The sequence below is a fragment of the Methylophaga lonarensis MPL genome (genome assembly GCF_000349205.1).
Taxonomy (GTDB): domain Bacteria; phylum Pseudomonadota; class Gammaproteobacteria; order Nitrosococcales; family Methylophagaceae; genus Methylophaga; species Methylophaga lonarensis.
Genome location: NZ_APHR01000070.1, coordinates 1 through 22,769, shown reverse-complemented (window position 1 = coordinate 22,769; position 22,769 = coordinate 1). Strand labels below are relative to the sequence as shown.

At 51.4% G+C, this 22,769-nt stretch carries 19 protein-coding genes, 1 tRNA gene and 1 pseudogene; 5 read left to right on the top strand and 16 right to left on the bottom strand.

The features are described 5' to 3' along the window. Positions 1-221: 221 nt before the first annotated feature. Complete coding sequence (locus MPL1_RS11625; RefSeq protein ID WP_009727333.1) at positions 222-1,058, top strand: HAD-IIA family hydrolase; 837 nt, start codon at positions 222-224, stop codon at positions 1,056-1,058. Positions 1,059-1,077: 19 nt separating this feature from the next. Then, positions 1,078-2,064 carry a dihydroxyacetone kinase subunit DhaK gene (gene dhaK, locus MPL1_RS11620; RefSeq protein ID WP_009727332.1) on the top strand — a complete coding sequence of 329 codons (987 nt, stop codon included), beginning with the start codon at positions 1,078-1,080 and terminating at the stop codon, positions 2,062-2,064. Positions 2,065-2,419: 355 nt separating this feature from the next. Here dhaK and MPL1_RS11615 read toward each other — a convergent pair whose 3' ends face one another. The 9 genes from MPL1_RS11615 to MPL1_RS11575 all read right to left on the bottom strand — a co-directional run bounded on the left by MPL1_RS11615 (position 2,420) and on the right by MPL1_RS11575 (position 13,450). After that, a complete protein-coding gene (locus tag MPL1_RS11615) occupies positions 2,420-2,791 on the bottom strand; it encodes a GxxExxY protein (RefSeq protein ID WP_009727331.1) in 372 nt (123 codons plus the stop codon). A gap of 197 nt (positions 2,792-2,988) precedes the next feature. Then, positions 2,989-3,627: a dihydroxyacetone kinase subunit DhaL gene (gene dhaL, locus MPL1_RS11610; RefSeq protein WP_009727330.1), complete on the bottom strand. Its 639-nt coding sequence runs from the start codon at positions 3,625-3,627 to the stop codon at positions 2,989-2,991. Positions 3,628-4,196: 569 nt separating this feature from the next. Beyond that, positions 4,197-5,414 (bottom strand): porin, encoded by a 1,218-nt coding sequence (locus tag MPL1_RS11605; RefSeq protein ID WP_009727329.1) that lies wholly within the window; start codon positions 5,412-5,414, stop codon positions 4,197-4,199. Between the two features lie 791 nt (positions 5,415-6,205). Beyond that, positions 6,206-6,281, bottom strand: a tRNA-Phe gene (locus MPL1_RS11600). Positions 6,282-7,112: 831 nt separating this feature from the next. After that, a complete protein-coding gene (locus MPL1_RS11595; protein WP_009727328.1) occupies positions 7,113-8,237 on the bottom strand; it encodes a phosphoheptose isomerase family protein in 1,125 nt (374 codons plus the stop codon). A gap of 27 nt (positions 8,238-8,264) precedes the next feature. Then, entirely contained in the window at positions 8,265-9,902 is a 1,638-nt protein-coding gene (gene mutL / locus MPL1_RS11590; RefSeq protein WP_009727327.1) for a DNA mismatch repair endonuclease MutL, read from the bottom strand. A 62-nt stretch (positions 9,903-9,964) separates the two neighbouring features. After that, positions 9,965-11,395 (bottom strand): N-acetylmuramoyl-L-alanine amidase, encoded by a 1,431-nt coding sequence (locus tag MPL1_RS11585; protein ID WP_009727326.1) that lies wholly within the window; start codon positions 11,393-11,395, stop codon positions 9,965-9,967. 97 nt (positions 11,396-11,492) lie between these two features. Beyond that, positions 11,493-11,945 (bottom strand): tRNA (adenosine(37)-N6)-threonylcarbamoyltransferase complex ATPase subunit type 1 TsaE, encoded by a 453-nt coding sequence (gene tsaE, locus MPL1_RS11580; RefSeq protein ID WP_009727325.1) that lies wholly within the window; start codon positions 11,943-11,945, stop codon positions 11,493-11,495. A 14-nt stretch (positions 11,946-11,959) separates the two neighbouring features. After that, positions 11,960-13,450, bottom strand: coding sequence for a bifunctional ADP-dependent NAD(P)H-hydrate dehydratase/NAD(P)H-hydrate epimerase (locus MPL1_RS11575; protein WP_009727324.1), 1,491 nt, complete (start codon positions 13,448-13,450; stop codon positions 11,960-11,962). Between the two features lie 50 nt (positions 13,451-13,500). Here MPL1_RS11575 and queG point away from each other — a divergent pair, with 50 nt between their 5' ends. After that, the gene (gene queG / locus MPL1_RS11570) at positions 13,501-14,595 is read left to right on the top strand and encodes a tRNA epoxyqueuosine(34) reductase QueG (RefSeq protein WP_009727323.1); all 1,095 of its coding nucleotides are present in this window, start codon (positions 13,501-13,503) and stop codon (positions 14,593-14,595) included. 30 nt (positions 14,596-14,625) lie between these two features. Next, positions 14,626-16,536 carry a PhoX family protein gene (locus MPL1_RS11565; protein WP_009727322.1) on the top strand — a complete coding sequence of 637 codons (1,911 nt, stop codon included), beginning with the start codon at positions 14,626-14,628 and terminating at the stop codon, positions 16,534-16,536. 614 nt (positions 16,537-17,150) lie between these two features. Here the strand turns inward: MPL1_RS11565 and MPL1_RS11560 are convergent. Beyond that, positions 17,151-17,468 (bottom strand): CcdB family protein, encoded by a 318-nt coding sequence (locus tag MPL1_RS11560; RefSeq protein WP_009727321.1) that lies wholly within the window; start codon positions 17,466-17,468, stop codon positions 17,151-17,153. Further along, positions 17,468-17,713 (bottom strand): type II toxin-antitoxin system CcdA family antitoxin, encoded by a 246-nt coding sequence (locus MPL1_RS11555; protein WP_009727320.1) that lies wholly within the window; start codon positions 17,711-17,713, stop codon positions 17,468-17,470. Before MPL1_RS11555 ends, MPL1_RS11560 begins: the two co-directional genes overlap by 1 nt. A 162-nt stretch (positions 17,714-17,875) precedes the next feature. Between MPL1_RS11555 and MPL1_RS11550 the strand changes: the two genes are divergently transcribed. Further along, positions 17,876-18,118 carry a type II toxin-antitoxin system Phd/YefM family antitoxin gene (locus tag MPL1_RS11550; RefSeq protein ID WP_009727319.1) on the top strand — a complete coding sequence of 81 codons (243 nt, stop codon included), beginning with the start codon at positions 17,876-17,878 and terminating at the stop codon, positions 18,116-18,118. A 45-nt stretch (positions 18,119-18,163) separates the two neighbouring features. Here the strand turns inward: MPL1_RS11550 and phrB are convergent, their stop codons facing one another. From phrB to MPL1_RS13735, 5 genes and pseudogenes are all read right to left on the bottom strand, one after another. After that, positions 18,164-19,552, bottom strand: coding sequence for a deoxyribodipyrimidine photo-lyase (gene phrB / locus MPL1_RS11545; RefSeq protein ID WP_009727318.1), 1,389 nt, complete (start codon positions 19,550-19,552; stop codon positions 18,164-18,166). 97 nt (positions 19,553-19,649) lie between these two features. Then, a complete protein-coding gene (locus MPL1_RS11540) occupies positions 19,650-21,101 on the bottom strand; it encodes a cryptochrome/photolyase family protein (RefSeq protein WP_009727317.1) in 1,452 nt (483 codons plus the stop codon). Next, positions 21,098-21,601: a CIA30 family protein gene (locus tag MPL1_RS11535; RefSeq protein ID WP_051057076.1), complete on the bottom strand. Its 504-nt coding sequence runs from the start codon at positions 21,599-21,601 to the stop codon at positions 21,098-21,100. The genes MPL1_RS11540 and MPL1_RS11535 overlap by 4 nt, the downstream gene beginning before the upstream one ends. Next, entirely contained in the window at positions 21,601-21,999 is a 399-nt protein-coding gene (locus MPL1_RS11530; protein ID WP_009727315.1) for a DUF3429 family protein, read from the bottom strand. Before MPL1_RS11530 ends, MPL1_RS11535 begins: the two co-directional genes overlap by 1 nt. After that, a pseudogene (locus tag MPL1_RS13735) lies at positions 21,992-22,769 on the bottom strand (nucleotide excision repair endonuclease); the annotation flags it as partial. The gene MPL1_RS11530 and the pseudogene MPL1_RS13735, both read right to left, overlap by 8 nt.

The following is a 22,769-nucleotide window of genomic DNA, read 5'->3' as shown; positions in this document are numbered from 1 at the left end:
GAGCCATTTGGATAAGTGCTTTTGCCATGCTGACATTGCTCCTAAAAGTTGGTTTAATTGTTAGATTACGTCGAAAATACGCCCGAAGACTATAAAGCAGTTTTTGCGGGCGTGTCAATTTTTGAACCTGACAGGTTCACTTCAGAAGCTGCGGCTGGACAGCTTTTAAGGTTCTGTGACACTCTTGCCCCCCGGACATTGATTGGTAAAGCAGGGGTGTTATGACTGATTTGGATGATGTGAGGGGACTCATTATTGATATGGACGGTGTGCTCTGGCACGGCAACCACCCCATGGCAGGATTGCAGGCATTCTTTGCTGCCCTGCGAGACAGAGACTTACCGTTTATTCTGGCCACCAACAACGCGAGTCTGACTCAGCAGCAGTATGTCGACAAGCTGTCCTCAATGGGGGTTAGCGTTGTAGCAGACGAAATTCTGACTTCCAGTATGGCAACTGCACGCTACCTCAATCAGCGAATTCCTGCGAATAAAAGACGCGTTTTTGTGATTGGCGAAGAGGGTTTAAAACAACCGCTATGCGATGAAGGCTTTACGCTGACAGAGCTGTATGAGGTGAATCAGCCAGACAAAGGCATCAACGATCGTGGCGCCGATCTGGTGGTCTCCGGACTGGATCGAACACTTACCTGGGACAAGCTTGCAACAGCAACTCTCAATATCAGAGCCGGAGCGGCTTTTTATGCCACCAACTCTGATACTACCTTGCCTACGGAGCTTGGAGAAGTGATGGGGAACGGCGGGGTGCTGGCAGCTTTGACAGCAGCGACAGGAGTCAAACCAATCAGTATAGGCAAGCCGCAACCCATTCTTTACCAGCAGGCGCTTGATATTCTTAATATCCTGCCTGAGCACACCGTTGCTATAGGTGATCGGCTTGATACAGACATACTCGGGGCTGTGAATGCTGGGATCAGAAGTATCCTGGTATTGTCAGGCGTTTCGACCGAGCAGGATATGCAACAACTTGATTTCAAACCAACATGGGTGATGCAGGATATTCGGGAAGTCACGATCCGACTGCTTGCCTGCGCCTGACACTGTGGAGAAGACGAATATGAAAAAAATGATTAATAGTGTTGAGAGTTTGCTTGAAGAGAGCCTCAATGGTTTTGCCACAGCTCATCGCGATATTGTTCGATTGAATCATCAGCCCAATTTTGTCACCAGGGCCGATAGCAGCAAAGCCAAGGTCAAATTAATCTCCGGGGGCGGCTCCGGCCATGAACCTCTCCATACCGGGCTTGTCGGCATGGGCATGCTGGATGCCGCCTGTCCCGGACAGATCTTTACCTCACCTGGTCCCGATCAAATGCTGGTGGCAGCTCAAGCCGTGGACGCAGGGAAAGGCATATTGTTCATCGTCAAAAATTACGCCGGTGACGTGATGAACTTCGAGATTGCTGCAGAAATGCTCGACATCCCCACCGAGACCATACTGGTGGCCGATGATGTCTCATTACCTGCCGACCATAGCACAGGCCGTCGAGGCGTCGCGGGAACTCTGATTGTCGAGAAAATCGTCGGTGCTGCGGCGGAGGCGGGCGCTAATCTTCAAGCCTGCAAACAACTGGGTGAACGTGTTGCCCAATCGACCGCCTCGATGGGTGTGGCCTTAAGCAGTTGTACTGTGCCGGCAATTGGCAAACCAACATTTGATATCGGCAGCAATGAGATTGAAATGGGCGTTGGTATTCATGGTGAACGCGGCAGAGAACCCATGGATCTGGTGAGTGCCTCCGAAATCGTGGAAAAGCTGGCCAGTCATATCGATGCCGAACTGAAACCAGCCGCAGGTCAACGTGTTTTGCTGCATGTGAACGGGTTTGGCGCAACACCGCTGATGGAGCTATATCTGGTCTTTGATCTGGCAGCGCAATATTGGCAAGAAAAAGGAGTGATCATCGAGCGGTCACTAGTGGGCAATTTCACTACCTCACTCGATATGGCCGGCTGTTCCATCACACTGACGCTTCTGGACGATGAAATGATTCAATACTGGGATGCCCCTGTACACACCGCGGCGCTTCGTTGGGGCTGTTGATTGATTTACATAGCTTAGAGAAGATCAATCCGCAGATGCTCGCAAATGAATAAGCAAAAAAACCATTGACCACAGAGACACAGAGGGCACAGAGATATAAAAGTGTCGTGTCGGGTGTTGCTGTCGAAGCTGTTTAAATCCGCAGATTATGCAGATGCTCGCAGATGGATATGCAAAAAAACCATTGACCACAGAGACACAGAGGGCACAGAGATATAAAAGTGTCGTGTCGGGTGTTGCTGTCGAAGCTGTTTAAATCCGCAGATTACGCAGATATTCGCAGATGGATATGCAAAAAAACCATTGACCACAGAGGCACAGAGGGCACAGAGTGTTAAAAAAGATGCAACGCTAGTTAGTCATTTAACATTCTTACAATGCCTTTCCGCATTACCGGCACATTAAAGTTGAGTAATAAGCCATATCTGAGCCTTGCTAGTTTCAGATACGTTAGGAGTTGCGCTTTATGAAGCCCGGAAAGGTTATCTACAGATTTTAACTCTACGATTACTTGATTCTCCACTAACAAATCAAGCCGATACACTGAGTTAAGTTGCTTACCTTTGTAGGTTAGCGGCAGGGAATGTTGATTTGATAATTTTAACCCCTTTCGCTGCAGTTCACTTACGAGGCATTCTTCATAAATTGCTTCTAAAAGACCCGGGCCGATATGGCGATGCACTTCAATTGCAGCGCCAATGATTTCACGGGTTAATTCATTGCTCATGAGTCTCCTCCCTGAGACGTTACAGTTACAGAGCCACCGAATCACAAATATCACTCTGTGCCTTCTGTGCCTCTGTGGTCAATGATTTTTTTGCATACCCATCTGCGAATATCTGCGTAATCTGCGGATTTAAACAGCTTCGACAGCAACACCCGACACGACACTTTTATATCTCTGTGCCCTCTGTGTCTCTGTGGTTAATTATTGTATTTAATAACCTCGTCAGCAATAGCGCACAACATCAACTGACTGGTTCGGGCACCGGCATCGATATGACCTCGTGCACGTTCTCCCAGAAAAGATGCCCGGCCCTTGGTGGCCAGCATATCTTTGGTGGATTCCATTCCGGTGATCGCAGACTGTTGCATATGACTCAGGCTGGTTTCCAGTGGTACACCATTGGCAGCATCCTGCTGTAGCGATTGACTGGCAGGAATCAGCGTATCCAGCATGGTTTTCTCGCCAATATCGGCCTTGCCCCTTGCTTTGATAGACTCGACACCTGCCGAAAATACCTCACTCAAACCAACTAATGTCAGTGGTTGATCTTTGGCTGTTTTGCCCATAGTGACAAACATACTGCCAAACAAGGAACCAGAAGCACCGCCCATCGTGGACATCAGGCTCATGCCAATCTTGCTGAAGGCATCACTTAGCGGCATTTGATCGAGCTCAGCAGACATGCTTTCAAGTGTCGCCAGGCCCCGTTGCAGGTTATTCAGGTGATCACCGTCGCCAATCGCCGCATCCAGCTCCGCAACCTCTTCAGCGTGAGCATTAATGCATTGATGCACATTCTTGATGAGCTGGCTTAAGGGAATCGCCTGTTCTGACATGGAGGCCTCTATTGATAAGCGGTGAAATCATCTGGCCGATACTTTAGCAAAATGCTGTGCTCACCAACAAATAAGCAAGCAGAGAAAGTATCCCTCAAAAGCCCAAATTAAATGAATTGCTGTCATAGCCGTCACTCCCACCTTTCTGTCATGCCGAGCGAAGCCGAGGCATCTCAAACGAACGGCGGAGTCGAGAGAACTTGAAGGTGATTTCGAGATGCCTCCATAAGAGTCGGCATGACAGTCGGATGGAGTAGTGCAGCAGATTCCGGACAAACGCTGCCCGTCATCCCTACCTTTGTGTCATACCGAGAGAAGCCGAGGCTCCAAACGAACGGCGAAGTTGAGAGAACTTGAAGGTGATTTCGAGATGCCTCCACAAGGGGCGGCATGACAATAGTCGGTTTGCGGCTGAGCTGCTGCTGGAAAGGTTGGCAACTCAAACCTCCGTCACAGCGGTGCTGGAAAGTCTCAGCCTGCCATCAAAAAAACAAAAAAAAAGCCCCAACCCGAAGGTTGAGGCTTTTTAGTCAAGCTAGATTCAAATCAGATGATTTGAAACGTATTGCTTACCAGCTGATGAAACCACCAACAGCAAACACGTCAGCACGTTGCTTGTCAGACTCGTGGAATCTGTGTTCCATGCGTGAGTATTCAGCAACCAGTTTCAGGTTAGCAGTCACGTCATGGTAGATGCCCACAGTGTGCATACGGCGTTCTTTGATGTCGCCACCCAAATCCGCCAATGCAACTGAAGTGCTGGTAGGAGCAAGACCAGCTTTCTCAGCAGAGGTACGTTTCAGTTCAGACTCACCGTAAGAATATGAAACTTTGGTTGCACCAGCGAAAGTATAGCCAGCTTGCACATAGTAGCCTTCGCCATCACGACGCTTGCCGTTTGCGTCTGTAGCAGATGCATAGTCCAAGCCACCCAGATCACCAACGCCTTTGTTGTCGTAGTATGCAGCTACGAAATCAAATCCTGCAAAGTTGACATTCGCACCGACTGTCCATGCGTTAGAACGAACGTTTGCGCTTGAAGCATATTCACCGCGAACGCGCTGAGTCATACCTGAAACCCAACCCTTGAATGAACCACCATCAAAAGCTGTGCCGTAGCTCAGATCAACTTCGAAACGTGGCTGACGTTTTTGAATGTTGCCATCAGTAACAACTTGACCGATACGATCAGATTCCATTACCGCAAATGCAGCTTGGAAACCACTCATGTTGGGCGTGGTGTAACGGATTTGTGAACGCCAGTTAGCGTAGTCATAACCGTAACCGATACGACCCAGTGTAGTTTGACCGTCACCACCAAGTGTTGCACCAACACCGTACAAGGTTTGATCCATCAGGATGTTGTGTGAGCCGTACAGACCCAAGCCTTTACCCAGCATGATTTGACCGAAGTCACCGTCAACGGTAGCAAACGCTTCACGTTGCTCCATTGCGCTTCCATTTTGGGTACCGTCGAAATATGAGCCGCCGTTGGTTGATGGAGAAATAGATACGCGAGCACCTACAACCAAGCCGTTCATTTCTGGTGCAGTTACGTTAAAGCCCAGGAATGTTGGCAGCAGACCGTTACGAACACGGCTCTCGCGGAAACCACTGAGGTCTTTACGGCCGTTTTGGTGTACGTAGAATTGGTTGATGTTGCCATCAACGCTGAATGTGTAACCGTTTTCGCCACCGACGACGATAGTCGCGTTAGCAGCGCCTGCAGCAGCCATTGCTGCTGCACCGACCAGTGTGGCCAGTGCTGATTTCTTTAATGTTGCCATGTCTGTTCACCTTCTAAGTTGTTAACAGATTACTTTAAGTTTCTCTCGTAACCGGATTAGCTCTCGGTTGAAGATGTATTTTCCACATCTGGAATAGGTTTGCAACACTTTTACAACAAAAAAATCACTCTGTGTGGAAAAAATCACAAAAGTGTTGGTTTTTTGCAACAAGGCTTGGTGGTGGGTGATGTCACAAAGGGTGAGCGACATCGTGGGGAGAGTGTGGGTGAAGTGCTTATTGTTGGGCTTCGCAAGCTCAGCGCCAACCGAAGGGAGTCCTGCCTCTGCCTACACCCGTCATTCCGGAAAACGCTCGGCGTTTGTCCGGAATCTGCTGCGACGTTCTTTCTGCATTCAGATTCCCGCATGCGCGGGAATGACGCGACCTAATGACAGCAATTCGTGGCGCTCGATTTCAGATTCCCGCATGCGCGGGAATGACACAGCTTAATTAATGAATGAATCACTTGGGATTACCATTAAAAATCTGCGTCCATCTGCGTAATCTGCGGAGTGTCTGGTTAAGGTCTGGAAGTTATCAATGATCAGTAGGGCGGGGTGGGGGCGCTGGAATCCTTTCGCTTTACGGTCGAGTCATCCTTGACCCCGCCTGCTGCTATGTTCGCTGTGATTCACCTTCCGTGGAAAAACGACGCGGACATCTCTTGCAACAGTCACCCCTAATTCATAATAACAACAATCGCAGTTCGTTCAAGCAGTCAGGCACAAGATACATTTCTTAGCTTAGAAACGAAAAAACCCGCTGCGAAGCAGCGGGTTTTTGTGTTCGATGGTGGCTCGACCTGGAATCGAACCAGGGACACAGGGATTTTCAATCCCTTGCTCTACCAACTGAGCTATCGAGCCAACAAGCGCGGTATTAAACCCTTTTGACCGTGGTGGTGTCAAGTTCAATGTTTAGAATTATTGGGAACGATTAGGTGAGGCTAGCAAGCAGTGGGGTTTACTGTGGATGATCTGTCAGAGGGGCCGGAGGCTGTCATCCTTGGAACGTGTGATATTTTTCCGGGAACTGCCGTGATTTTCTTTCGGAGTTCAGATTCCCGCATGCGCGGGAATGACGGGGGGTAGGGGGCGGGAATGACGAGAGTGGAGGTGGCGGGAATGACGAGAGGGGTGGCGGGAATGACGAGTGAGGTGCGGGAATGACGAGTGAGGTGCGGGAATGACGAGTGAGGTGCGGGAATGACGAGTGAGGTGCGGGAATGACGAGGGTGAGAGGCAGGAATGGTGAGTGAGGCGGTTATGGCGGGTGGGAAGGGGTTGATGAGAGAGAAATACAGAATAGCCCGGCTCCGTCATCCCGGAAAACGTGCAGCGTTTGTCCGGGATCTCAGCACGGCCTTCAGGTTCCCGTCCCCGCCTATTCGGGGATGGGACCTGCATGCTCGGGAATGACGAGAGTGAACCGGATAGGGCATGAGAGGGTGTGGGTGGCGTAAAGGGAGTGGCAGAAACAGAAAACACAAAGACGGTATGTTGGAATGAAAAGCCATGTGCGGAGCCGCCAACTCGTTCTTTATAAAGCTCGTACAACAATTTTCTCTGTGTTCTCAGTGTCTCTGTGGTGGTTTTCTTGAGGTAAACACCAAGCCCGAGGAATGCATCATTTCATCGGCATCAGCCAAGCGATGGCGATGACAACCAACACCAGGATGAGCAGTATCAGGTGAACCATTAGTGACTGATGGCAAAACTTTCGGCACGCTCTCTGCGTTGTTCAGCAAAGAACAGATAAATGTCGCGCAGTTCATCCTGTGAGAACTGGATGACGATCAGTTCTTGTCCGGGATAGATCAGGTTAGGATTTTGCCCCATCGTCTGGGTGTTGAAGTTATATATATAGCTTGTTTTAACTTTATCAAACAGCACGCGACCGAGAAACGAACTCAAGCCGGAGGGCAGTGGCTGGTCTGCATCTGCTGGAATAGTCACGCGAATCAAATCCCGGCTGTAGCCGACACCTTCAATTCGAAGCCCTTTTCTGAATTGTTCAATCAGCCCCGATTGAATAATCCCCCACAAGCCAAGACGGTCTTGTTCGGTGACGCGATGCAGGTAATAAAGCGTGTTATCCGGGATATCGCTGTCAGGAATAATATCGCGCAGGGCAAACTGGCGCATGCCACGATTGATGGTGGCCGTCACATCCTGATCGGCTTTGATGCCTGAGCCTGCCAGTTCTCCTGCGGTAATTTCACGTGTTTGCTGACGTTGTTCTATCAGTGTGATCGGTGCATCAGGATCGAGATCTTCACGTTCCAACAGTTGAAACAATGGTGCGGTCAGGCTTTGCCCCTGTTCGGTGACAATAGTGACTTCGGAAATTTTTTCATCGCGCGATTTTTCCAGGGCTGACAGGGTCGTTTTTTGTTCAATCTGTTCGGTGTATTCAAGTGTCAGCGGAGTGTTGGCATCAAGTGTTTTATCGCTTATCAATGCTTCAACAGTGGTTTGTCGTTTTTCCTGATCTGGCACTGAGATGGTGCTGTCAAGGCGTGCAAAGGCATCCTGCTCCTCGGTGACTACAACGTTTTCTTCGCTGTCTTCCATCACCAGATTTTCAACAAAACGTTGAGCATCTTGTATGACTCGCTCTGAGTGTTCGATTGCCGGTTGTGGTGGTTCGATGATGGTGAGCGGAAGATCAGGTTCGATAATTTCGATAGGCGGGTGAACAAGGTGCTCAGTGCGTGAGGTGGGTCTGAGATCCGAATAAAGCAGGTAGCCTATGCCAAAGACGACCAGCAATGCCAGGACTGCCGGCATGAGGGATGGGCTGGGGCGTGCTGATTTGGCCATAAGCGGTCGCCTGTAAAATCGGGAAATTTATCCCGAGAATAAGCCAGCAAGTGATTGTAGATCAAGTTTTCGATAACAGTGTTTAACAGACGCCTCATTCCCCTCAAGCTCCGACAGGATTTTTTCTGCCTGGGCGTGAGATATCACGGGGCTTAGCGGCAATGTTTCTGCGATGTTTTTGGCGATGTCTATTGGGTCTGTGTTTGTAGTGGCAAGTTGAATTAGCAGGCTTTCGACCAATTGCCGCAAATCCATTTGTGCCAGCAGAGTGGGGATAGCTTTGATAACGAGTCCGTTTTGACCGGGGCGAAGATCAAAAGCCAGTGCCGACAAAATCGACTGATGTTGCCCGATCAACAAACGCTGTGCCTCAGAACAGGGAAGTTCAAGCGGCACCAGCACCGGTCGACTGGCCAGTGTTTGCTCAGAAATTGCACTGACAAAAGCGATTTGTTTCAGAATTTGCTCGGCCTGTTGCAGATCAATCAATGTCGGCTCTGACTCAACGTCTACCAGAGCATAGCGTTGATGCAGTATGGCCGACAGTTGCCGTTTGTTGGTTATTACCTGCTCTGCCGCGGAAGGCTGTCGGGCCTCGTGTTTGGATGGATATTCAGCCGCTGCTTCTTGAATAATTGTTGTACGTGGGCTATCAAAACCTGGCTGTGGCGGCTGAGCGGTGTTGAGTGTCTCTTGCAGGGCTTTTGTTATCAGGCCATGCACCAGCCGTGCCTCACGAAAGCGCACTTCATGTTTGGTCGGATGCACGTTTACATCGATCTTATCCAAAGGCAAGGTCAGATAAAGCACATAACCTGGCTGCCGGCCTTCTGGAAGCAGGCCATCATAAGCTTGCCGAATTGCATGATTGATTAGCCGGTCGCGAATAACCCGGCCGTTGATAAAAAAGTATTGCACATCGGTTTGAGCACGATGCGCTGATGGCGGGCTGATCCAGCCATGAATATCAATATCCTGATAAGACTGTTCGAGGTATAAAGCGTCTCTGACAAAGCTGTTGCCGCAAATTTTGCCGATACGTTGCAGCTTTTGGGGCTGTGAGATGGCGGCGGGCAGTTTGATCGCGCCGAGCTTATCGATCTGCCAGCGAAAGGCTACGTCAAACTGACTCAACGCGAGTCGATTCAATGTGGTCGCGATGTGTTGCTGTTCGGTTTTATCACTGCGAAGAAAACGCCGTCTGGCCGGGATATTAAAGAACAAATCACGGACCTCCACCATCGTGCCCTGCGGATGTGCAGAGGGAATGGGATCCTGATCGGTGGTGATCTGCCAGGCGCAGGGCTGATCAGCCTGCCGGGAATGCAGTGTTAACTGCGAGACCGAGCTGATACTGGGCAGTGCTTCACCACGAAAGCCAAGGCTGGCGATCATGCCAAGTTGTTCGGTGCTACTAAGTTTGCTGGTGGCATGACGACTCAGCGCCAGAGGTAAATCGTCGGGGTGAATGCCTGTGCCGTTATCACTCACCCTGATAAGTTGTCGGCCTGCGCCTTCAATCGTCACTTCGATATTATCAGCCGAGGCATCAATGCTGTTTTCCACCAGTTCCTTGACCACAGAGGCGGGTCGTTCAACCACCTCACCGGCGGCGATTTGGTTGGCAAGGTAAAGCGGAAGTGGATGAATTCGGCCTGTCGTCATCCCGTTAGTCTAGCAGGCAGCCAGTCGCGGCCTCAAAGATTGATATGAAAGGTTAACAAGCCCTAGGGAATACGGAGGACATCGCCTACACGCAGCGTATTGCTTTGCAGATTGTTGGTGGATTTCAATTCAGCCATATTGACGCGATAGCGCTGAGCGATGCCGCTTAGAGTGTCTCCCCGGCTGACTACATGCTGTTGAGGTTTCACTGTCTCGGTAATCGGGTTACGCTGGAAGTAGGTACGAATACCACTCATCATGGATTGCGCCAGACGCTCCTGATAATCCGCGTCACGCAGTCGTCTCTCTTCTTCAGGATTTGAAATAAACGCCGTTTCGACAAGGATGGAGGGAATATCCGGCGACTTCAGCACAACGAAATTGGCCGATTCGACCTGTCTTTTGTGCACATGGCCGAGTCGTTTCAGACCGGACAGCACGTTATTGGCAACTTCGACACTGGCTTCAAGACTGGCAGTTTGAGACAAGTCCAACAACACAGAGGCCAGCAGATCATCTTTATCTTCCAGACTGATGCCGCCATGCAGGTCGGCAGAGTTTTCTCGGTCAGCCAACAGTCGGGCGGCCTCACTACTGGCGCCTCGTTCAGAGAGCACGTAAACCGATGAGCCGCGCGCATTGCGATTGGCAAAAGCATCGGCATGCACGGAAATAAACATATCTGCACCGGCAGCACGGGCACGCTGGATCCGTTGACGCAAGGTGATAAAGGTGTCGGTATCACGTGTCATAAATGCACGCATTCCCGGTTCCGCATCCACCAGACGTGCCAGTCTGCGAGAGATTTGCAGCACCACATCTTTTTCACGGGTGCCTCCTGGGCCAATCGCGCCAGGATCACGACCGCCATGTCCCGGGTCAATCGCAATCACAATATCGCGGCGTGGCAGGCTATGACGTGTTATTGGTGGTGTCGCTACCGGCGTGATTTCTGGTGCCTGTGCGGCAGGTTCTGGTCTGATGGGTGCCTCAGCTGTTTGCGGTGCTGCTTGTGTATTCGATGGCGCACTCGCCTGGCTGCTTGTCGATGCTGCGCTGCTGCTAGAGTTGTTGCTGGCAACCGTGGTGGACGGAGAGCTGCCGGGCCCTTGGTCAGTAAACAAATCAATGACCAGCCGGTGAGGATAATTTTGATGTGGCGGCAGTGTCCGGGTTTCAAAGCGAACCGCGCGATGCAGATCAAACACCAAACGCAGGGTTGATTGTTGAGGTGTGCCCTGGCGAATGGTTCTTACTGGTGTTTCGTTAAGCGGGGGGACAGCAAGGTTGGCATTTTGTTTGGCGTTATTGATGTCGATGACCAGCCGATCCGGATTGGCCAGCAGAAAGGCGTTGTATTCCACTTTGCCACTCATGTCGAGCACAAGGCGAGTTGTGTCATCGCCTTGAGACATGCGGATCCCTTCTACCGTCGCCGCCGAAATAGGGGCAACAACCAACAGCAGAAGTAATCCAAATAACAAACGCCGCATATCCGTGTTCCTGAATGCTTTGGGTCAATTTTGAAATTGTTGAAGAGAAAAATCAAGTTTCTTTTTAATAATAAATAAGATAGCGCAGAAACTTGATTTATTTGTGAAGTTTTTCGCAGATTTCTTGTCCGCGTGCGGAAAAGGCCTGAAACTGTAATTCACGGCCTTCGGGCTGATATTGCAGTTGAATGAGCAAATCAGGCGCAGGCAGCAAGCTGCCTGCTTGTTGCGGCCATTCGATGATCAGCAAGGCATCCTGCTCGGCAAAAATATCGTCCACCCCGAGATAGAGCAGTTCTTCCGGATCCGCAAGGCGATACAGGTCAAAATGAAACACCGGGCCGCGTGGCAGACTGTATTTTTCAATGAGGGTGTAAGTGGGGCTTTTCACATGTCCCTGATGACCCAGCGCATGCAGCAAACCTCGCACCAGCGTGGTTTTACCGGCACCTAAATCTCCTTCAAGGTGAATGCAGACATTGCCATCAGGCAGTGATTTGGCCAGTTTGTCGCCGAGTTTCAGCGTGGCGTTTTCGTCTTTGAGATACATAAATTGAGGGCTTTCTAGTGCTTCAAATTGGCAAAATGGCGCAGGTGAGGCAACAAATCCGTTGCCAGCAAACCTCGCTCACCGTCGAGTTCAGTGGCTTTGTCAGCGGCCATGCCATGAAGGATGGCACCAAGACAAGCCGCATCCAGCAGCGAAAAATGTTGTGCCAGCAAGCCACCAATAATGCCTGCCAGTACATCACCCATGCCGCCGCTTGCCATGCCTGGATTGCCAAAATCTGACAGATGAATCGGTGCCTTGCCATCGAAAACAAGGGTGCCTGCGCCTTTCAGTACCACTACACCGCCATAGCGTTTTTGTAGAGCCTGTACAGCGGCTAATCGATCAGCCTGAATGTCTTTTGTGCTGCAGCCCAATAGTCTGGCAGCTTCGCCGGGATGCGGTGTCAGTATCCAGTTATCGCGATAATCAGGTACATGACTAAGCAGGTTCAGAGCATCGGCATCAACGACTATTGGCAGACCACTGGCAATTGTTTGATTGAATAGCTCTTGGCTCCATTGACCTTGACCAAGTCCCGGCCCCAGTGTCACTGCACTGGCTGCATTCAGCAATGGTTTGAGGGATTCAGCGGCCTCAACACCATGAGACATTATTTCAGGACGCATCATGGTGACAAAGGGCGCATGTGCAGTGCGAGTCGCGACACTGGTCAGGCCAGCGCCGGTCCGAGCGCCGGCTTCGGCAGCCATTCGAACGGCACCTGACATGCCATGATCTCCACCCACTATCAGTAGATGTCCAAATAAACCTTTATGAGCCGTTCGTTTACGAGGTGCCAGTTGCGGTTGATACTGATGCAGACTAAGTCTGTTTGCCGTGGCTGGTACTTCGCCGTACACCGCTGCTGGGACTCCGAGCGAGTCAAAGTTTATTTGCCCACAGTGATCGGCGGCCTCACCAGTGAACAGCCCGACATTGAGCCCGATATAGCTGAGCGTCACCGTTGCATTGACAGCAAATCCCAGTGCCTGTCCAGTATCTGCATGCAAACCCGAGGGGATGTCCAGTGATAACACCGGCGTCTGCTTGCTGGCGGAGTTGATGGCTTCAATTGCTTGTGCCAGCACACCTTCGACAGGGCGGTTCAGGCCAGTGCCCATCAAGGCATCAACAATCAGATCACTCACCGGAATGTCGTTTTCAAAGGGCTGAATTTTGACGCCAGCGGCCAGACACTGCTCGCGTGCGGCCAGAGCCTCGGCACTCATCACCTGTGCATCACCAAATTGAAACACCGTGGGCTGTATGGCTTCAGACAATGCCTGACGCGCCAGCTCAAAACCATCGCCACCATTGTTGCCTACACCGCAAATAACGACGATGTGTTTGGCATCAGGCCATTTGTTTTGCAGCAGCTTCAGTGCAGCTGTGCCTGCACGGGTCATCAGCACAGACGCGGGCAGGTCATATTGTTCAGAAGCAATGCGGTCCAAGCTGCGGGTTTGTTCGGCAGTGTACAGCGCGTGGGGCAGATCAGGCATAGAGCTTAGCTATCCGTTTCCTTCATCAGATTCAAACTATAATAGCCTGCATGACCAGCACAAATACATCATACGACCGGACGGAATTTCTGCCTCGCCTGCAAAAGTGGGCAAGGTCGTTTGGCTTTCAACAGCTGGGCGTTAGTGATATTGATTTATCGCAGGCCGAACAGCATCTCAATGACTGGCTGGCAGCGGGTTTTCATGGCGAAATGCAGTTTATGGAACGCCATGGCAGTCTGCGAACTCATCCGGAGCAACTGCTGCCCGGCACCATTCGCGTGATTACTTTGCGCATGGATTATTGGCCCAGCGGCGCTGAAGATGCCTGGCAGGTGATCGATAATGATCAGCTTGGTTTTGTCTCCCGCTATGCGTTGGGCCGTGATTATCACAAGCTGATGCGTAAGCGTTTACTTCGGCTTTCCGAGGCGATTGCCAAAGAGGTCGGGCCGATGGGTTACCGGGTGTTCACCGACAGTGCGCCGGTGATGGAAAAGGCGCTGGCTGAAAAATCCGGCCTCGGCTGGATCGGCAAACACACCAATGTGCTCAACCGACAGCATGGTTCCTATTTTTTTCTCGGTGAAATCTACACCGATCTGCCTTTGCCTCTGACCGAGCCGGTCAGTGATCATTGCGGCAGTTGCAGCGCCTGTATTGATATTTGCCCGACGCAGGCCATTGTCGCACCCTATAAATTGGATGCCCGGCGCTGTATTTCCTATCTGACCATCGAGCTGCGCGGCAGCATTCCGGTCGAGTTTCGCAAGGCCATGGGTAACCGCATTTATGGCTGTGACGACTGTCAGTTGGTGTGTCCGTGGAACAAGTTTGCCCAACACACTCACGAAATGGCCTTTGAACCGCGTGACGGGCTGGACGCACCGCGACTGGCGGCATTATTCTGCTGGGACGAAGCCACATTTCTGAGTCGGCTGGAAGGTAGCCCGATTCGACGTATTGGATACGAATGCTGGCTGCGTAATATCGCCGTGGCGCTGGGCAATGCTCAAAGCAGCCCGGAAGTGTTGGCGGCATTAAATGCCCGGCGTGATGATCCGTCCGAGTTGGTGCGCGAGCATGTGCAGTGGGCGATAGCACAACATGCCTTGTCATCTGCCGGTCATGATAGGGCGCAATAATTTAAACACTTTGCCTTAAGCCAACGACAGATGAAAAAACTGACTTTCCAACAATTGCTTCAAGCCCGCCTGAGCCGCAGACAAAGTCTGCAACTAGGATTGGGTGCATTGATGACCAGCATGCTGCCAATGCCCGCTTTGGCAAGAACTGCACTGGCTGATTCAGTGAGTAAAGGCTTACTTGGTTTTCAATCAATCCCGGTCAGTCACTTGTTGGATGACATCGTTGTGCCGCCTGGCTATCAGGCCGAAGTGTTTTTCCGCTGGGGCGATCCGGTCTCCGATGGCCCGGAATTTCAGATGGATGCCAGCAACAGCGCTGCAGATCAGGCACTACAAGCCGGCATGCATCACGATGGCATGGATTTCTATGCTTTACCTCGTGGCAGCAATAACAGCGACCATGGTCTGTTGGTGATGAATCACGAATATCTTGATTTGCAGTTGATACACAACGACGGTAGCCACCTGGACAGCCCCGACAGTTACAGCGCTGACAAGGTGCTCAAAGAGCAACAGGCGCACGGTGTCTCGGTCATCGAAGTGAAAAAAATCGACGGTCACTGGCAAATTCAAAGACCTTCGACCTATGGCCGTCGCATTACCGCGACAACGCCCATGCAGATCAGCGGCCCAGCAGCCGGTAGCGATTGGATAAAAACCGCCGCAGATCCTCAGGGACTCAAGGTTCTGGGCACACTCAACAACTGCGCGCATGGCAAAACCCCGTGGGGCACGTATCTAGCTTGCGAGGAAAACTTCAACGGTTATTTTACCAATGCCGAACAAGCCGAGGTTAGCAGCGTTCAACGTCTGCGCTGGCAACGTTATCACCTTGGGCGCAGCTATTACGGCTGGCAGCAGTTTGATACCCGCTTTGATATGGCTAAGGAACCTAATGAGGTCAATCGCTTTGGCTGGATGGCCGAGATTGATCCCTATCAGCCGGACAGCATGCCGATTAAACGTACCGCGCTTGGTCGTTTTGCCCATGAAAACGCCGCTTTTCGACTGACCCGCGACCAGCGGGTGGTGGTCTATTCCGGCGATGATGCGCGCTTTGAGTATATCTATAAGTATGTCAGCCACGAAGCCTGGGATGGTACACAAGGCAGTCACCACGGCCATTTGCTGGATAACGGCGTGCTATATGTTGCACAGTTGCATGAAGATGGCAGTGGCCAATGGCTGCCGCTGGTCTGGGGGCAGGGGCCATTAACCGCGGATAACGGTTTTGCTGATCAGGCTGATGTACTGGTCCATGCACGACTGGCTGCTGATGCACTCGGTGCCACACCGATGGATCGACCGGAATGGATTGCCAGCCATCCTGAACTCGATTCGGTGTTTGTGTCACTGACCAATAATGTCCAGCGAGGCAGTGGCGACAATGTCAGCGCCGATGCCGCCAATCCGCGTAATCACAACCTGTATGGGCATATTGTTCGCATTGATGAAGCCGATCCTGCCGCCCTGAACTTTGGCTGGGAAGTGTTTGCGCTGGCGGGCGGCGAAGAAGATGGCGGCACCATAGATGGTGATATTTATGCCTGCCCCGATGGCATGCTGATCGATGATCGCGGCGTACTCTGGGTGCAAACCGATATTGCCGATCGCCAGCTCAACAGCGGTGACTATGCCAAATTCGGCAACAATCAGATGCTGGCGGTAGATGCCCGAACCGGCGAAACACGACGTTTTCTCACCGGACCGGTCGGTTGTGAAATCACCGGCGCGGTCATGGCACCGGATATGAAAGCCCTTTGGGTCAACATTCAACATCCGGGCTCAGTCCCCGATGTCCTGCGCGCCCAGGGCGTGGAAAAATCGCCACAAAATCCCCGCGCCTCCAGCAACTGGCCGGATCATCATCCCCAAGGCCGACCGCGATCCGCCACTGTGCTGGTCACCAAACATGATGGTGGTGTGATTGGTACCTGATTCTGGGGGCAGGACGTAGGCAAGAATCTAATAATCCGCAGATTACGCAGATGATTAGGCAACGCTTGGGCTGTCTGGAGAATTGACCACAGAGCCACAGAGATCACAGAGTTTTAAAAGTGTCATTCCGACACTTCACCTCCGTCATTCCCGCGAATGCGGGAATCTAAAAACAGCGCTAAAACAAACAGCTCTGTTCATTTCGAACCAGTCAAAATTGGGGTGGCAACCCATTAAATCCGCAGATGGACGCAGATTATTCGAGTGATCCCAAACGCTTCAAGTCCTGTCATTCCGAGCGCAGCCGAGGAATCTCATCGGTCCGTTCGGCTGACCCGTAGATTGGCGCAGGGCGCTAGCGAAGCCCAACAATTCCGGTATTTAAAGTCATTTCGAGCCAGTCAAAATTGGGGTGCCAACCCATTAAATCCGCAGATTACGCAGATGGACGCAGATTATTCGAGTGATTCCAAACGCTTCAAGTCCTGTCATTCCGAGCGCAGCCGAGGAATCTCATCGGTCCGTTCGGCTCACCCGTAGATTGGCGCAGAGCGCTAGCGAAGCCCAACAATCCTATCTTGGGCCGGCAAGCTCAGCCACCTTCAATCAAGCCCTTAAATTCCGGACACCACAAAATCAATCGCCGCAATGATTTCGGTTCGATGTTCTGAAAGGTCGAAGGCCATATCGCCGAGATGTTTTCGATCAATGCCAGCAATGTCTTGTGTCATTGCGGTGTAGCTTTCACCATTCACCCTGAATGTAGGATTGAGCCTAGACAGGCTGATCGGCGCGGCAATTGTTGTAGGCGTCATTGGTATAACAAGAGTGGTTCTCAGTCCGCTGAGAAGGTCGCTCTGAATATCTAACAGATAAGGATATTGGCTACGAGTGGCGGGGTTAGGGTTTTGATATGCACAAAACTGTCCCATCAGAATTTCCTGACGCTATCGCTGAATGTGCCGTTGCTTTCAACAAACTGGTTGTAGGCTTCTATCGCATGAGCATTTTCACGTAGCCATTGCGCGCGCTGTTCGGCTCGTAGCTGTTCTGCCAGCGCCTGTTCCAGAGTAGCAGACAGGTTGATGTTGAGACCTTTGGCCTTTTCCAGCAAGTCACTGTTGATGCTGAGATTAGTCGGCTTTTTTGGGGCTTGGACGTTGTATGGAGAAGTCATGGCGATTACGCTGTGTAATGTTAATGCGTATATGTTATGCGTATCCAGGTTGTTGAGCAAGTTTGCCTATATTGTAGCTCCTGGCCTCTCATGCCTAATTTGAAACGTATGTCTCGTAAAGCGCACAATATTAGCGAAATTGAGCATATTCTGAGGTGCGCCATGAATGGCATTACCGCAACTAAAGCCCGCAATAATCTGTATCGGCTAATTGACGAAACAGCGGAAACGCATCAACCGGTATTGATCATGGGCAAGCGTAACAAGGCCGTATTGGTCTCAGAAGAAGATTGGGTTGCGATTCAGGAAACATTATTTCTGCTATCAGTGCCCGGTATGCGTGAGTCTATCCATAAAGGTATTTCAACTCCGACTGACCAATGCGATGAAGCTCTTGATTGTTGAAATGTGCTCATAGCTTTTACAGCTAAAACTCAATCGCAGGTCTTTTCAGTCACTCTGCGGCAACCCCTTAAACGCCGCAATCGCATCCACTCTGGCTTGTTTGTAATCCACCACGGGTTGCGGGTAGCCACATTGCTGGCGAAGTTCGGCGGGTGGGTTGTGGATCTGTTTAGCGGGCACGTTGGCGAGTTCGGGTACAAAGCGTTTGATGAACTGGCCTTCGGGATCGTAGCGTTCGGATTGCAGGGTGGGGTTGAATACCCGGAAATACGGGGCGGCATCGACGCCGGTGGAGGCGCTCCATTGCCAGCCGCCGTTGTTGGAGGCGAAGTCGCCGTCGATCAGTTTGTCGAGAAAATAATCTTCACCGCGACGCCAGTCGATGAATAGCAGTTTGCTGAGAAAGCTGGCGCTGATCATGCGCAGCCGGTTGTGCATCCAGCCGGTCTGGTTGAGTTGGCGCATGGCGGCATCGACAATGGGAAAGCCGGTTTTGCCCTCACACCAGGCATTGAAACCGGCTTCATCATCGCGCCATTGGACGTGGCGGGTTTCGGGTTTGAACGGCTGAAATTTATTGAGTCTTGGAAAGTGAATCAGCAGTTGCTTGTAAAAATCACGCCAGGCCAGTTCACGCAGCCAGTCGTCATGACGCCAGTCACGGTTTTGTTCACCACAGAAAAATTGCACCGCCGCTAACAAGCGTCTCGGTCCCAACTGGCCGTTGGCAAGATAGGGCGACAGGGTGCTGGTGGCAGGTTTGCCGGGAAAGTCGCGTTGCTTTTTGTAGTCTTGCAGTTTGAACTCGCAAAATGCTGACAGTTTATTGAGCGCAGCGGCTTCACTGCCGGGCCATAGATCACTGCGAAATTCACCGGCCCAGCGGCAGTTGAGCGTTTGTTTTGGCAGGGCGACGCCTTGGTCTTTTGGTTCGGGGTAGGGTGATTGTTGGGTGTCTTCGAGGATTTGCTGCCAGCGACGATAGTAGGGCGTGAACACTTTGAAGGGTTCGTCGCTCTGGGTTTTCACCGGCAGGTTGACCAGCAGATCATGGGGCAGGGCATGCACCGTGACGTTGTTTAAGGCGACAGTCACCGCCTGATCGCGCTGGTTTTCATCCCAGGGTGTTTCTTGCTGAAACCAGAGATCGCTGATTTGCTGTTGCTGACAAAACTGTTGCAGCAGAGCAGGCACATCCGCAAACCAGTCGGTTTCCAGCAGCGTGAAAGGTATGCCCAAGTCAGCCAGTCGGTCGGCAATATCCTGCAAGGCAGCGGCTTTTAATCCCAGTCTTGCCGGTGATTCATGATGTTGCTGCCATTGCCTGGGCGTGGAGATAAACAGCACATGGATCGGCCCGTGTTGTTGGGCCTCACTCAGTGCCGGGTGATCGTCGAGTCGTAAATCATTGCGTAACCAGACTGCTTGCGTCATTGCCGCGTTTCCTTCAAATCATCAATGTGGTCATGGAGCCATTGGGCACGTTGTTGAATGGCCTGTTGTTCCTCAGCCGATTTATTGCGCCAGTTTCTCACTTGCATGCCAAGACGTGGATTATGACTGAGCAAGTCCTGATGCCGATCCACAAAGGCCCAGTATAAAGTGGTAAACGGACAGGCCTGGTCACCGCTGGCCTGTTTGGGATTAAACGGGCAGCTCTGGCAATAATTGGACATCCGGTCAATATAGGCACCGCTGGCGATATAGGCTTGGAGCCAACGATGCCGCCATCGGCATATTGGCTCATGCCGAGGGTATTGGGGATCTCTACCCAGGCGATGGCATCGACATACATCGCCAGATACCACTCATGAATGGCTTGCGGCTTGACGCCCCACAGCAGGGCAAACAATCCGGTGACCATCAGCCGCTGAATATGGTGACCGTAGCCGTGAGTGAGCACTTGCGATACCGATTGTTGCAGACACGTCATCGGTGTGTCGGCATGCCAATACAGCTGCGGCAAATCACGCGACGCTTGCAGCGCATTCATGGTCAGCCAGTCGTGGCGATAGCTCCAGTAAAGGCCACGCACATATTCACGCCAGCCGAGAATTTGCCGGACAAAGCCTTCCACTGCGTTAAGCGGTGTCTGACCCTTCTCGTAAGCATCGACGGCGGCAGCAATCACTTCATGAGGATTGAGCAATTTGAGATTGAGGCTGGACGACAGTCGCGAGTGAAACAGGAAGGGCTCATGCTGCCACATGGCATCCTGATAACAATCGCCAAACAGCGGCAGTAATTCAGCGATAAAATAGTCCAGTGATTGCAGCGCCTGCTGCCGAGTGACTGGCCAGTTGAATGAATCCAGTTGGCCCGGCAATTCAGGCAAATAACGACTGACGTCATCGATCACCGATTGCGTGATCGCATCCGGTTTGAATATTGGCGGCGGCGTCACCTTGGCCGGGCCGCTGCTTTTAAAAGCTTTACGATTATCCTTGTCAAAATTCCATTGACCGCCGACCGGCTTGCCGCTGCTATCCATCAAGATGTTGTGCTGCTGTCGCAGCAGGCGATACCAGTATTCCATGCGCGGTTGTTTGCGTTCGGTCAGCCAGGTTTTGAACTGTCCGGCTTCGCTGAGAAAGTGCTGATCCGGCAGCCATTGCAGTTCAATGTCAGCGGTTTGGCAGACCTCACTGATTGCTTGCAGCACTCGCTGATCGCCGGGCAAGACACAGCGAACGGTTTTGGGTTGATGCTGCAACAGTGCGTCATGCAACGCGCTGGCAAAGTCAGGCATTTGCTGTTGTAGTGAGTAGTAACTCAGCGACCAACCCTTGTTTTTCAGCCACTCGGCAAAATGGCGCATCGCTGACAGAAACAGTACGGTGCGTTGTTTGCTGGACAGAATCTGTTCCGATTCGACGCGGACTTCGGCGATCCACAGTCGATCCTGCTGCGGATCAAAATCATCAAACAGGCTGCTGTTGTTATCCAGCTGATCGCCCAAAATCAGACACAAGTAACGTGTCATGGCGCTGTTTGGTAAAAAGCCATTCGACGGACAAATAACTGGCATGGGCCAGCTTCGCCAATGGAGACCAGACCGATAGAACGCAGCTCAGGCAAGAGGAAATCTTGCTCAGTGCGATGTGCTTTGAACTGACTGAATGGCAGAAAAAACTTTTGCCAGCTCAGTGCCGGCCTAAAGCTGCTGCGAAAGGACTGCCAGGGAGCGTCCAGCGATAAGGTTCGAAGATGCATGCCAAAGATGATTTGATTGCCGGCAGCTTCCAGATAAATACCGATGGCACTCTCGGGAGGCGTTTGTTGAATGGCAAACCGCATTTGGACAAAGCCACCGTTATTTTCCAGGCTGACATCGCCTCGCATTTCCAGACAGTGACTACCCTGATACTCAGAAGACATTAATTTACCGGTAGAGATGCCGCCCATGACCTGATCCGTGACTAGTCGCCATTCACTATCTGATGGGTACTCGTGATGGTATAAATCGAATAGTTGCATAGTCATCAGGCAAACGCTGCAAACAACAGACTAAGTGCGGCCACCAAGGACAGCCGTTTTCTCAGAGACATCAGCGCATCGGAATAGACAGCTGATAACGCCTGCATTTCATAGATGAGCAAGGCTAGAAACGAGGCAGCCAACAGCCATAATGGAAAAAACTGCGGCACGATCAGCCAGCACCAGGCCCACAGCATACAACTGACAGCGACTACCGCAACGTGTGCGGGCACGTAAACACGAGTACTCGACAGCCAGAGCAAACCGCCCAGAAAGCTGAATATCAAAGCGGAGTAGTCACGCAGCATCCATTCGATTTCGCGCTGGTCACTGTATACAAGCAGGCTTAAAACCAAAAAGGGCAATAGTCCGGCATAGCCAAGTACTTTATGAAGTTTAGTCATCAGGCATTCCTGTCAGTGGGGTAATTTTGAGCGAAGCACTGGCTTTACCAAGTAAAAAGCGTAACTGAATTTTGTAGGCATCGACATCAAAAGCTTCACTGCCACGTTGTAACTTTTGCCAGGCTTCCTGCTGGTCCCGAACTCGACCGAGATAAAGCCAGTTATCAATCAGATGGTAATGAGACTGGTCAGCATCCTGTGTGGCGTATTCTTCGACGATTACCGGCCCCGGCCATGGCCAGAGCGGGTTTTTCAGGCTGTGCAGTGCCTGATTGACCCTGAGGTTGTATTTGAGTGGAATTTCCGCACCACAACAGGCGCCCAAACAGCGCTTGAGCTGATAGTTAAAGCAGGCGCCCTGTTTACGTTTGTCCAGTCCGGTCAGCCGCTGGCAAAGCTGGTGCTCGACCAATAATGACTCTATTTTTTGTTCAGCCTGTTTTTGACTGCGAAACAGCCCGTGGCTGCTGTCACCAAGCGCCTGTTGAAGGTCCAGCTGTTTCAGTGCCAGCTGATGGTAGCCTTGGGCATTTTCGTGCAGTGTGATGGTCCACAGATATTTGTTTTTGGTTTGCCTGCGGTTATAGCGAGGTGTGAGTTGTTTGATTTGCTGGTTTTCCAGTAGCTGGGCACCAAAATCGGAAGGGGTTTCATCAAATTCGATATGACTGAGTTGTCGATATAAATCCATGCCTTTGCGATCGGTAATATCGGTGAAATGGCTGAGTACCCGTTGGCGGATATTGATGGATTTACCGACATAGAGCAGT